Origin of the sequence: Paenibacillus plantiphilus (genome assembly GCF_927798095.1) — a bacterium.
Taxonomy (GTDB): domain Bacteria; phylum Bacillota; class Bacilli; order Paenibacillales; family Paenibacillaceae; genus Paenibacillus_Z; species Paenibacillus_Z plantiphilus.
This window is the reverse complement of the sequence record NZ_CAKMMF010000003.1, coordinates 62928-74950: the sequence shown is the minus strand read 5'-3', so window position 1 is coordinate 74950 and position 12023 is coordinate 62928. Positions and strand designations below refer to the sequence as shown.

The 12023-nt window shown below is 51.0% G+C and carries 11 protein-coding genes and 1 pseudogene; 4 read left to right on the top strand and 8 right to left on the bottom strand.

The annotated features are described in order from the left end of the window. Positions 1-9: 9 nt before the first annotated feature. A pseudogene (locus tag L6H65_RS03090) lies at positions 10-393 on the top strand (AAA family ATPase); the annotation flags it as partial. Between the two features lie 300 nt (positions 394-693). On the opposite strand, the gene L6H65_RS03080 reads toward L6H65_RS03090, so the two are convergent. Further along, entirely contained in the window at positions 694-2058 is a 1365-nt protein-coding gene (locus L6H65_RS03080) for an SEC-C metal-binding domain-containing protein (RefSeq protein ID WP_236338913.1), read from the bottom strand. 172 nt (positions 2059-2230) lie between these two features. Then, positions 2231-2917, bottom strand: a complete 687-nt coding sequence (locus L6H65_RS03075; RefSeq protein WP_236338912.1) for a hypothetical protein — start codon at positions 2915-2917, stop codon at positions 2231-2233. Between the two features lie 418 nt (positions 2918-3335). Between L6H65_RS03075 and L6H65_RS03070 the strand changes: the two genes are divergently transcribed. Further along, positions 3336-5153, top strand: a complete 1818-nt coding sequence (locus tag L6H65_RS03070) for a collagen-like domain-containing protein (protein ID WP_236338910.1) — start codon at positions 3336-3338, stop codon at positions 5151-5153. Positions 5154-5219: 66 nt separating this feature from the next. Here the strand turns inward: L6H65_RS03070 and ytxJ are convergent, their stop codons facing one another. From ytxJ to L6H65_RS03050, 4 genes are all read right to left on the bottom strand, one after another. After that, positions 5220-5564, bottom strand: a complete 345-nt coding sequence (ytxJ, locus tag L6H65_RS03065; RefSeq protein WP_219871557.1) for a bacillithiol system redox-active protein YtxJ — start codon at positions 5562-5564, stop codon at positions 5220-5222. 116 nt (positions 5565-5680) lie between these two features. Next, positions 5681-7612, bottom strand: a complete 1932-nt coding sequence (locus L6H65_RS03060; protein ID WP_236338908.1) for a glycosyl hydrolase family 18 protein — start codon at positions 7610-7612, stop codon at positions 5681-5683. A gap of 175 nt (positions 7613-7787) precedes the next feature. Continuing rightward, positions 7788-8072: a YxcD family protein gene (locus tag L6H65_RS03055; protein ID WP_236338907.1), complete on the bottom strand. Its 285-nt coding sequence runs from the start codon at positions 8070-8072 to the stop codon at positions 7788-7790. After that, on the bottom strand, positions 8073-8492 hold the full coding sequence (locus L6H65_RS03050) for a hypothetical protein (RefSeq protein WP_236338906.1): 420 nt from the start codon (positions 8490-8492) through the stop codon (positions 8073-8075). Positions 8493-8624: 132 nt separating this feature from the next. Between L6H65_RS03050 and L6H65_RS03045 the strand changes: the two genes are divergently transcribed. Next, on the top strand, positions 8625-9167 hold the full coding sequence (locus tag L6H65_RS03045) for a DUF309 domain-containing protein (RefSeq protein WP_236338905.1): 543 nt from the start codon (positions 8625-8627) through the stop codon (positions 9165-9167). Between the two features lie 125 nt (positions 9168-9292). Here L6H65_RS03045 and L6H65_RS03040 read toward each other — a convergent pair whose 3' ends face one another. Next, positions 9293-9865: a beta-class carbonic anhydrase gene (locus L6H65_RS03040; protein WP_236338904.1), complete on the bottom strand. Its 573-nt coding sequence runs from the start codon at positions 9863-9865 to the stop codon at positions 9293-9295. A 95-nt stretch (positions 9866-9960) separates the two neighbouring features. Then, entirely contained in the window at positions 9961-10278 is a 318-nt protein-coding gene (locus L6H65_RS03035) for an iron-sulfur cluster biosynthesis family protein (RefSeq protein ID WP_236338903.1), read from the bottom strand. Between the two features lie 124 nt (positions 10279-10402). Between L6H65_RS03035 and L6H65_RS03030 the strand changes: the two genes are divergently transcribed. Further along, positions 10403-11917, top strand: a complete 1515-nt coding sequence (locus L6H65_RS03030) for a carboxypeptidase M32 (RefSeq protein WP_236338902.1) — start codon at positions 10403-10405, stop codon at positions 11915-11917. Positions 11918-12023: the final 106 nt, after the last annotated feature.

Here is a 12023-nt window from a genome sequence, read left to right as displayed (position 1 = left end):
TGAACGGTTATGAACTTTCAGGAACAATATGCGGTTTCTCCTGCAAGACAACTGACTGAGATCGAACAAGGGCTTGTTTGGAAAAAGCCAGCATCTCATAAGGTCAGCGAAGAGGAGCTGCGTATTTGCAACGAAATAAAGCGCAACTGGAATCGCGGCGAAATGAAAATCGCCAATATTCTGTTAGAGGGCGATGCAGGTTCCGGCAAAACGCAGCTTGCCAAAGCGTTATCCGCTAACTTGGGGCTGCCCTATACGAAAGTGACCTGTTTTGCCGATATGGACAAATCCGATATTATTGGCGCTATTTTGCCGGTGATTTCATCGGTACAATTAGAGAAGCTGGAGCCCTCGGAGCAAGCCGTTCTGCAAGCTCTTATGCCAAGACAAGGAAGTCATTAACCAAATCTATGGGCACGATAGATTTCTGGATATTACTAATCTAGCGGAGCTTCCTGCCAAGCTGGTTCGGATTATCGCGCGGTACTTGTAATGATTGCAGTATTCAGAGGACCAAAGAGAGCGAAGGATGGACAAGAACAAGCGTAAGGAGCTTGGGGAGTCATTCAAAGAGAGTAAGGCCTACTTGGGTACACCCAATTACTAACAATGCTAACCGCAAAATTTAGAAGAAAAGCGAAGCCTGTCACCTAATAGGAGTGGCAGGCTTCGCTTTTAACGCTAATCTAACTATTATCTCTTAACAGTTAATAGCTGCAGCAGTTCTGGACGAATCATCCATAGATGGCGATTGGCATGCGCATATACGATGGCCTCCTGATCGTCTCCATAACCCATATATTGGGGCATTTCGCGAGGGAGCCGTTTCTTGCCTTGCAAATAAGCAGGAACATAAGGATTATGTGTGATCGCTTTTTTAATTAGTGAAGCCAGTCTCGTTGATTGTCCATTTATCCCATATTCGACAAGAATCCGGCTGTAATTGAAGATTGCGCTGCCATCATCATTATATCGTTGAATGAGCTTTGACGCGTTCTTCCACTCCAACGTCTCGATATAGGCTGTCAGAAGCAAATCACGTACGCCCTGATTATCGATCGGATTCAGTTCTAACAGCTCATTGTAATGTTGAATGGCCTCTGGCATATTTCCCAACTCGACTTGTGCTACTGCATAGCCCTTCTTCGCTCTCATATAAGGTCGTGTCGGTAAATAGCCCCAGAAGTGCCCCTTATGTTCCTTGAAGCAGGCTTCGCCGAGACTTTGTTCCCCGACCAACATTGCCTGCTTGTAATAAAAGGCCATATCTTTAGGTGTATCTGCCGCACTTTCGGCGAGTATGTTGTATGCATCAACGCAATTGGGATCAAGGAGAAGCGCATCCTGCGCCAGCTTGATCCGTTGTTTCGGATTCGGATGATCCCATGCAGCATACAGAAGCTCCGTTGCTTGCTCTGATTTGCTGAGACTTTTAGGTATAGCAGGCTTTGTATTCATATTTTGTTGAATAAATGCGTTAGCTTCTTCAAGGGAGTCGAAATTTTGCTCATTGAGCAAGGCTTGAATACGCTGCATCTCCTGCTCCATCCCTATCCGCGAAAGAGGAGCAGAAGCGGTGAAGATGTCCTTGCTTGATTCATTCGGCTGCTGGGGCGGAAGTTCATCGAGAAAAGAGAAAATTTGATTCGCTCTTTGCGATAATGTGCCGACTGATATGTCATATTTGGCGGCCAGCTCGCTTTGGGTAGTTGCGTAACCGTAGATTTGACAGAGAGTATACTCTAAAGCAGCAGGGTATACGCCTATTTTTTTGATGAGTGGATTCATGGCGTTGGCATAATCATTCCATAGTCGGATGACGTAATGAATTTCTTGGGTTTCATACAAGCTTGTCGTATGTTCAAGGAAATAATTAGCTACCGTTTGGTGCAAAATGTTAGGCCATGTCAGCACGTCATCGATGAGGTTGGCAGGTGGTTTCGGATCAGGCTGAGTTATCCGAGTGACATTGTCCTCTGCATCCTTATTCAGACAACATTTTTTGTATTTCAAGCCGCTGCCGCAATGGCAGGCGTCGTTTCTTCCGAGTTTCTTCATTGGGTTATTCCTCCGAAATCTAAGAATAACCTAATTATTCACTATTAATCGTACATTGTCCATCCAGAGTAAATGAGAATATATTTATAATGTATTCCACCGCAAGGGCTCATCTGCTTTCAGCCATCAGCACTCACAGCGCCGTGAGAGGTTCCCGAGGGGCGTTTTGCTTTTATTGCTCTTCTCCAGCAACTGAATGAGCGGGCTCAATAATTTGCTCCCGGAACGACATCGCGGACTTGTGGAGCACAAGCATTTTGGCTAATGGTTCATGACGTTTAATAAGCTTGGTCTGTCTCGGCTCGAATGCAATGGGAAGGCCAAGGCCGCTGTGGAAACGGTGCAGACCTGTCGCTGTTAGCAGCCCGGGATGCACCACAAAGCTGGCGTCTGTGCTCTCAAGCGGTTGGAAGAGCAGCAAGTGGTCATCGGGAATTTGGACGCTCCAGCCCATTCTCCATTCAAAGGTTCCTTCTCCGTTCGGTATAAACATTTGATGCCAGTTGCTGCCGATTTTGAATTGGTGCAGCTGAAACCAGCCAGATGGTTTGACACCCAGATAGATGTCCTCTCTTCTCTGCCAGTAATGAATCCCCGTCAAATGTTGAATGTGCGCAATTTCTTCCGCATGCTCCGCGCCGATCTGAATCTCGGATACGGGATGAATTTCTACATCAATCGGTGATAGAATCGTCCAGCCGATCTCTCTGGCAGCTCGGTAAGGCCAGCAGGCTCCCTTCACACGCCTTTGTTTAATCCAGCGAAAGTCATCGTCATAAGAAGGCTGCACAGTTATTTGTTCTTTTACGGGCGGTATGGCCCAAGCAGCTTTTTTGCTGAAAATGATGTCGGGCTGCATGTGTCTCACTCCTTGTTGGAACATGAACATTTTTATGAAATTGGTTGATGAAATCTATGTCTGTTATAGAAGAAATATGTTTGGTGCTTGCGGATGGTTGAACGGTTAGAAGGCGCATAACCATTTTTGGCGTCCAAGCTGCCTTTTGTACCAATATGAATAAACTTTAGCAGAGGCGATTCTAAAGCATAGACAAGTTAATGTAAAAGATTAGCAGTTAAGCCTTGCTTCGAAAGGGGGGACGGTCATGGCTGACAGCTGTTTAACCAATATAGATAAACCGGAAGAGGATCTTCCTGAGAAAAATAATATCCCGCGAAAACGAAAGACCAAGCGAAAACGGTGCAAATGCTGCCGGAAAGCCGCACTCAGAAGAAATTCGATATGCTGCTATTGTGTGAAATGCAAGAAGTCTTCGGTGCGCAAACGTTGCAAAAAGCGTAAAAAACCTGTCAAACGCTGCATCAAATGTCCTCCCGGACCACAAGGGCCAAGAGGAGATGCCGGAGCGACAGGAGAAAGAGGACCACGCGGGTTTCGGGGAACGGCAGGTTCGACGGGTGCAACTGGCTCGAAGGGAGCAACGGGAGCTGCCGGTGCAAAAGGAGCCACAGGCGCAGGCGGAGCGAAGGGCGCGACCGGCGAACCTGGGTCAGCGGGCGCAGTCGGTGGGACAGGCGCTACCGGAGCAGCGGGAGCCACGGGAGAGCAGGGCGAACCAGGGGTAGCGGGGGCGACCGGGGCAACGGGAGAGCGTGGCGAACCTGGGGTAGCAGGAGCGACCGGGGCGACGGGAGAGCGTGGCGAACCAGGGGTAGCAGGAGCGACCGGGGTGACGGGAGAGCGTGGCGAACCAGGGGTAGCAGGAGCGACCGGGGCGACGGGAGAGCAGGGCGAACCAGGGGTAGCGGGAGCGACCGGGGCGACGGGAGAGCGTGGCGAACCTGGGGTAGCGGGTGTGACCGGAGCAACGGGAGAGCGTGGCGAACCTGGGGTAGCGGGGGCCACGGGAGCTACAGGTGGAACGGGAGCTACGGGAGCGACAGGTGGAACGGGAGCTACGGGAGCGACAGGTGGAACGGGAGCCACGGGAGCGACAGGCGGAACGGGAGCTACAGGAGCGACAGGTGGAACGGGAGCCACGGGAGCGACAGGCGGAACGGGAGCTACAGGTGAAACGGGAGCCACAGGAGCGACAGGCGGAACGGGAGCTACAGGAGCGACCGGTGAAACGGGAGCCACGGGAACGACAGGCGGAACGGGGGCCACGGGAGCGACAGGTGGAACGGGAGCTACGGGAGCGACAGGTGAAACCGGAGCCACGGGGGCGACAGGTGAAACCGGGGCCACGGGAGCGACAGGTGAAACCGGGGCCACGGGAGCGACAGGTGAAACCGGGGCCACGGGAGCGACAGGTGGAACGGGAGCCACGGGAGCTACGGGTGGAACCGGGGCAACGGGAGCGACAGGCGGAACGGGAGCCACGGGAGCGACAGGCGGAACGGGAGCCACGGGAGCCACGGGAGCGACAGGCGAAACCGGAGCCACGGGGGCGACAGGTGGAACGGGAGCTACGGGAGCGACAGGTGAAACGGGAGCCACGGGAGCTACAGGCGGAACGGGAGCTACAGGAGCGACAGGTGAAACGGGAGCCACAGGAGCGACAGGCGGAACGGGAGCTACGGGAGCGACAGGCGGAACGGGAGCTACGGGAGCGACAGGCGGAACGGGAGCCACGGGAGCGACAGGCGGAACGGGAGCCACGGGAGCGACAGGAGCCACAGGTGCGACCGGAGCAACAGGTGAAACCGGCGCAACAGGTCCGACGGTCACCGCGAACAATGCTTTTGTCGATGCGACGTTCTCAACGGTAGGGACGGGCAACGGGTTCCCGTTCAATACGAACGTACTGATCAATGGAACGAGTATTACACGGTCACCTGGACTAGACACGCAGGTGTTTCTGGAAGGCGGAGGAACGTATCTCATCGTATACGAAGTAGACAGCATTCAAGGCATAGCAGCAAATGTGAATGCGAATTTCCAGCTATCGCTTAACGGGGTGCTTAATGCTGCAAGCTTCTCCAGCTCACCGTTTGGCGGCTTGCAGGCAACTGCGGCAGGTACGGCGATTTTCAACACACCGGCAGGCCCGGCAAGTACGCTATCACTAGTAAATACGAGTGGTTTCAACGTTTCGGCAGGAGCGACAATGACGATTGTGCGACTTGCATAACTTGAACAAAGCAAGAAGAGCAGCCATGGGAATGTCCTCCCAAGCTGCTCTTCTTCACCAATAAAACTAATCGTTTAATACGGCACGGATATGCTCTTCCGTGATCGCCCAGTGGGTAGCGCTCCAATATTTGGCTTTATCCTTCACCATAATAATTTGGGGCGACTCATGCTTGACGGCGACGTCCTCAGCGATCTGGTTCGATACCGGACGCGATTCAATGACCTTTACCAGCACATAATCCGCATTGGGCGCCGCGCTGGTCTTCAAATAATTGCTGAACTCGCTATATGCGTTCGCACTGACTGGACAAGTCGTGCTGTGCTTGAAAACGACCAGTGGACGTTGGCTGGATGCTTCAAATGCTGCATTCCATTCCTCGATGGTTTGAATTTCCTTTAACTGTGAAATATGAATGTCCCCTCTCGCGAAAATTGCTTGCCTCTATAGGCAGAAACAAGTTTTCAACATCATACCACAACGGAATTCAAGAATACAGCATGCGGCTGCGCAATCCATCGTGCAATCTATTTCTGCTGCAGCATCATGGTCCATAGGTCTGCACTTTCGTAGCCCAGACGCCATGCTGCCACACCTGCCAGATCATACTTGGCAGCGATATCAATTCGCGCCTTCACAGTACTCGCAGTCTCAGCCCAGAATACATGCGTGTAGCCGTTTTTGGCATAGGTGTACTTGGTCTGACCTGATGCGGCATCGTAGACGCCCTTTGCATTATTTTCCGCTATTATACGGGGCACTTCCTTCATGATAAGCGCCTTGTTGTCGACCAATGCTCCCGATGCGTCCACACGCCATTCCCGTACATAGAAAGGAATGCCGAGCATGAGCTTGCTGCGTGGAATACCGTAAGCAAGGAATCCCTTAACTCCATCCTCAACCCATTTGAGCTGTGCGACCGAGCCAGCTGTATCGCTGCCGCTCCAATGCTGATCATAAGCCATGATCATGATCATATCGACAATTCCCGCAAGCGCTGCATGATCATAAGCTGTTTTATGATCCCAGCTGACATCACCGCGCGGAAGATCAATAGATACGGTCAGGCCTTTGGCGTGAGCAGCTTGGGTCAAGCTGCGGACGAATGACGTATATAAGGCGCGATCTCCACCGGCAAGCGATTCAAAGTCTAGATTGACGCCGTCAACTCCCAATGTATGAAGTCTACCGATAAGTGTTGTTATAAATTTTGCTACAGCCTCATCATTTCGCAGAAATGCGCTGGTCATTTTCGCATCAAACTGATTATGCACTAGCGGAGTTAGCTTGATGCCTGACTGTTTCATAGCTGCAACAAGCGCAGGATCGGAGCTGTCGGTAAGTGTACCGCTCGCATCGGCTAGCTCGAACCAGGTGGGGGAATCATAATCCAGCCCTTGTGTCTGCCCGACTTGGGCGAGCACGGTGTCTGTTCGTGAAGTACCGTTCCAAGCCAAGTACTGTAATTGCTGCTTGTTATTCCAGATTGCCCGTCCATCTGTAGAGGCGACAACAGCATTCCGATAGCCTGCCGCAAAATCAACCGCCCCTTTGCGCGTATGGAAATGGCGGATTGCACGGTCGTTCTGCAGCACCTTCAGGAAAGGTACATTCGTCCACCATTCAGCGCCGTCCTTCGTTATGGCTGCACCAGACAACGTGCCGGCATATTTGATCGCGCTGCCTATACTGTAGAATGATTTCACAGCTCTGCCGTTCTGGGTAACGACGAAGGTCGGTGCTTGAATATGGACGGTCCGCCCAGTCGCGGTATTCACAACTGCGCTGCCCGGCAATTTCGTCGAAGCGCGTATAGCATCCAGCAGGAAGGAATGGAGCTGCCCGCCCCCGCCACTGGTGGAAATACCGCCGACCGTAACGTCATACACGGGAGCTGCTTTTCGCTGAGCCTGCTTCTGCGCTGCAGTCAGGTTGTCCCATATCCATTGATTCGTTGCCAGCTCCATAATATGAATATTGCTGTAAGCCTTGGCGGCTTTCTTCGCCTCAGCCAGCGTTGCAAACGTCCAATTAGGCAATGTTTTGTCGCCTTGATACATGACATAGTTCGCATACGTGCCTGTGACCCAGCCAGGCTTCTGAAGATCGCGTATTTGCGCAAAACGAAGCTTGCTAGCGAAAGCCTTGGCCTCCTTCAACGTTCCGAATTCCCGGCCAGGAGTTGAGAATCCGTTCTCATACACCTTGTAGCGGGGAAGATTGTCCCATACCCAGCTCCGATCAGCGATCTTCTCGACGTGGCTGTATGCCAAGCTTTTCGCATAAGTAATGGCACTTGTCGAGGTGTTGAATTCTTTTATAGCGCGATCATTCTGATAGACTCGGAATTTCGTCGTCCGATCCAATGTACGGCCCTCTGCTGATTCTGATCCGAAAACTGTTATACTGGCTTGCAAGACCAGCATAATAGCGATAATTAAACTCCAATTCTTCCTCATGTGCTGCCTAACACTCCTCTCTCAATCTAAACTATTAGACGTTGAGAGAGGGGGGCAGTTGCGCGAAAATAGTAGTTGCATAAAATTGCATATTATCGAAGCAGCAATTCCGCGTAAAAAATTGCATATTATCGAAGCAGCAGCTCCGCGCACAAAAAAGCAGATTGACGATGTGTCAATCCGCTATATCGGCCCAAAATTCTTCATCCACATCGAGTGTAATCTGTGATCGGAAGACGCGGCGATTATATTGTTTGAGCATGTATTGCTCAATTGCCTCCAGCAGGTTGGCTTCCACGAGATATTGGCTGCGCCCCTGCGTCCACACTTCTGCCGTAAATCCATATTCCTCTTCCCATGACAATTGAACCTCCACTTCAGTAGGCAGGATGCCCTTTCGGCTCGCGATATTCAGACAGACTGCATTAACAATCTCATCCGTATAGATCCGTACTGCCATTTAACGTCCCCGGTCTTCGGGGTTGGAGGGCCTGCGATTGTTGCGGAAATAGCGGAAGATGCCGCGAACAGCGACGAATAGAACATAGATGGCAAGCACATTAATGAGCAAGCCGAGAAAATCGCCAAGAAAGCCTAGATTTGCGAACAAGCCTCCGAACAAGAGACCGGCTAATCCGCCAATCATAAGCCCTCTGAACAAGCTTCCGCCGCTGAAGAAGCCGCGACTCGCCTTACTGCCCGCTGCGGGAGGTGTCTTTGCGCCCGGGTTTGTCTGATTAACGCCATCGTTTTTCTTCGGTGTCTCGGTATAGCTTTTCTTGGGCGATTTGAACCCGCCTCTAGGTCTTGCGTCCACGGCTCCAGCACCCAATGCGACGAAGAGGGTGAAGGCCACAAGAAGAATAAGCGTCTTTTTCATCAAGTAATTGCTCCTTTGATTGATTCGGGGGCAGCAGAGCGTTGCCTTTCCCTTCAATTACGACTAATATAATCAAAGGTCACGCTTTTCATTCTTCTACCGTGAATAACGGGTCTGATTTGGGGGATATAGATGGGCGACAGGAGTCGGTTTCCAGCGGCGTATGTGCATTATTTGGTGGAATTCCATGCAACACGCGATTATTTTGAATGTCATGAAATATTGGAGGAATACTGGAAGGAGCATCCGGGTGATCGATATGCCGAGCTATGGGTGGGTCTCATTCAATTGGCAGTTGGCTCCTATCATCATCGCAGGGATAACATCGCAGGCGCGGGCAAAATGTTCCGTCAATGCTTGGCGAAGCTATCCTCAGCCCAAGAGGGTCTTCAAGAGCTCGGCTTGGACGGCGGGCAACTACTCGGCCTCATAACAGAGCGAATCACCGCGATAGAACGACAGGAGCGATTCGTTGATCTCGAACTGCCTCTAGCCGATGCAGCGCTTGTCGCACTGTGCCAGGAGGAATGCCGGACTAAGGGGTTGGAGTGGGGCGCGCCGAGCAGTTCGGACGAGGCGCTTACGAATCGGCATACTTTGCGCGACCGAAGCGATGTCATCGCCGCGCGCAAAGCCTCGGCCGAGGCGAAAACCCTTCAGAGAAAGCAGCATTGACAAGGCAGCATTGACCAGTCATGCTGCGCTGCTTCACAAGCAATCTCATTTACTCCAATTACAAAGATAGAGCACTGCAGAGAGCCGTATATGGCTCGATTGCAGTGCTCTTTCTTCCTTTATATCTATGCAGTCAGATGCTTATAGCCATCTGCCATCAGATCAAGATTGCCTGTCCCCGGATCAATAATTAATCCATGTACAGCTGTTCCAGGGGGAAGCAGCGGATGATTGCGAATAATGCTCACACTGTTGAGTACGCTCTCCTGCACACTGTCAAAGCCGGTAAGCCAGCGTTTCAGATTAATGCCGGAATGTAGGAGGGTATCGATCGTATCGCCTGTAATTCCTCTTTCCTTCATATGCTGTATCATCGTCTCAGGGTTCAATCCTGTCATTCCGCATTCGTGATGGCCAATAACGATGACTTCCTCCGCGCCAAGCTCATAGACGGCTACGAGAATGCTTCGCATAATATTGCCGAACGGCTGCGTTACGATTCCACCGGCATTCTTGATGATTTTGGCATCGCCATTTTTCAGATTCAGCGCTTTAGGCAGCAGCTCGGTCAGTCTCGTGTCCATGCAGGTGACGATGACTACTTTCTTGTCTGGATATCTGTCAGTTAGATAAGGCTCGAATTCCCGATTTTCTACAAAACCTTTATTAAACGATAACATCTGCTCTAGCTTGCTCATGACAAATAAACCTCCATCCATATTATCTATCTTTACTTCCCAGCAGGCTCCCGATGTTCAATGAATATGTATTGCATTGTATTCCGTGCAAGTTGTTACTTCACAATTCGCAAGTTGTTCGTGTAGATTTGATTGTCGCTTTTCAAACTGAAAGAATAACGTTCCGCATTATAATCGATTCTTAGGCGCGGCTCAAAAAATACTGCAAAACGCGGCTCGTACCATACGGCATAAGGACTGCCTTCTGCCTGCTTGTCATCGTCATCTGGCGATTGAATGAGCTCAAGTGCAGGGACACCGCTGACTACGCAGCCGCAGCCTTCCGTATCATACTTAAGGCGCAGGCTGCGATTCCCATCCTTCAACATTGCAGAAAGCTGCTCGACAGCCGTATCGGTAAAAGTAAAATGCAAGATGAAATCCTCCTTCACAATCGCATGCTGTAAATTTCCGGCTAAAGTTGATTATACGTTTTGCAAAAAGTATGATCAAGTAGAGACTGAAGGAAAGAAAATAATGGAAAGGTGGATTTAGCCAATGACAACAAGCGCTGAGAATGTTTTGCAAAGATTTAATGAACGCATAGGCCAGATCAAAAGTTACGAAGAAGCACTCGGTGTTCTTTACTGGGACTTGCGCACCGGAGCGCCCCGCAACGGGATGGAAGCCCGCTCTGAAGCTATCGGAATGCTCTCTGGCCAGATGTTCAAGCTGTCAACAGACCCTGAGCTTGGGGAATGGCTCGCGGAGCTGGAGCAGCCGGAGGTCATATCGGGACTGACCGAAATCCACAGCAGATTAGTAACCGAAACACGCAAGGACTATGATCGCAGCATCAAAATTCCGCCGAAGCTCTATCAGGAATATGTCGTGCTAACCTCGCAGGCGGAATCGATTTGGGAAGAGGCCAAGGAGAAGAACGATTACGCCATGTTCGAGCCCTATCTGGACAAAATCATTACCTATACCAATCAGTTTATCGATTTGTGGGGCCCTAAAGCAACGCGATATGATACGTTGCTGGATGCCTATGAGCCGGGAATGACAACAGCAGAGCTGGATCGTCTGTTTGGAGGATTACGCGAGAAGCTGGTTCCGCTGTCAGCTGCTATAGCGGCATCGCCGCATCAGCCCGAGACTGGCTTCCTGCACCAAACCTATGCGAAGGACGCACAGAAGAAGTTCAGCCTGTTCATACTGGAGCAGATGGGCTTCAACTTTAATTCAGGGCGGCTGGATGAGAGTGTTCATCCGTTCGCGACCGGCCTGAATCCGGGCGATGTGCGCATTACTACCCGCTACTTGGAGGGTGATGTGACCAGCGCGCTGTTCGGTACCATTCATGAGGGTGGACATGCGCTGTATGAACAGAACATTATGAAGGCGCTCATAGGGACAACCTTATGTACGGGCACTTCAATGGGCATTCATGAGTCGCAGTCTCGTTTCTGGGAGAATATGATCGGCCGCAGCAAGCCGTTCTGGAATCGTTATTACGGAGACCTGCAGAAGCAGTTCCCGAATCAATTGGATGTGCCCGTTGAGGATTTCTATCGAGCGACCAACGTTGTGCGGCCTTCGCTCATTCGTATCGAAGCGGATGAGTTGACCTACAATCTGCACATTATTATACGCTACGAGATTGAGAAGCTGTTGTTCAATGAAGGCGTGAAGGCTTCCGAGCTGCCAGCATTATGGAATGACAAGTACAAGGAATACCTTGGCGTTGTGGCGGACAACTACAGCGAAGGCGTCCTGCAGGATGTCCATTGGTCTGGAGGGGCGTTTGGCTATTTTCCTTCCTACTCGCTGGGCAACATGTATGCGGCGCAAATTACCGATACGATGGAACATCAGGTTCCAGCGCTATGGGACATGGTCGGTCGTGGAGAGCTTCATCCCATCAAAGATTGGCTCACGGACAAAATCTACCAATACGGCAAGCTAAGAACGCCTGCCGAGCTGATTACAAGCATTACCGGCAAATCGCTGGACCCCGCTTATCTGGTATCCTACCTGGAGCGGAAGTACAGCGACATCTATCGGCTATAGATTGCTGATTACCGGATAGCAGACTGATCATCGGGTAGTAGACTGATTATCGGATAACAAAGTGATCATCATGTAGCAGATTGATTATCAGATAACAGAGTGATCA

Coding starts and splice junctions, on each gene's coding strand:
- L6H65_RS03050 (WP_236338906.1), bottom strand. CDS start 8,492: ATGAAAAAGACGCTTATTCTTCTTGTGGCCTTCACCCTCTTCGTCGCA.
- L6H65_RS03060 (WP_236338908.1), bottom strand. CDS start 7,612: ATGAGGAAGAATTGGAGTTTAATTATCGCTATTATGCTGGTCTTGCAA.
- L6H65_RS03030 (WP_236338902.1), top strand. CDS start 10,403: ATGACAACAAGCGCTGAGAATGTTTTGCAAAGATTTAATGAACGCATA.
- L6H65_RS03075 (WP_236338912.1), bottom strand. CDS start 2,917: ATGCAGCCCGACATCATTTTCAGCAAAAAAGCTGCTTGGGCCATACCG.
- L6H65_RS03045 (WP_236338905.1), top strand. CDS start 8,625: ATGGGCGACAGGAGTCGGTTTCCAGCGGCGTATGTGCATTATTTGGTG.
- L6H65_RS03040 (WP_236338904.1), bottom strand. CDS start 9,865: ATGAGCAAGCTAGAGCAGATGTTATCGTTTAATAAAGGTTTTGTAGAA.
- L6H65_RS03055 (WP_236338907.1), bottom strand. CDS start 8,072: ATGGCAGTACGGATCTATACGGATGAGATTGTTAATGCAGTCTGTCTG.
- L6H65_RS03080 (WP_236338913.1), bottom strand. CDS start 2,058: ATGAAGAAACTCGGAAGAAACGACGCCTGCCATTGCGGCAGCGGCTTG.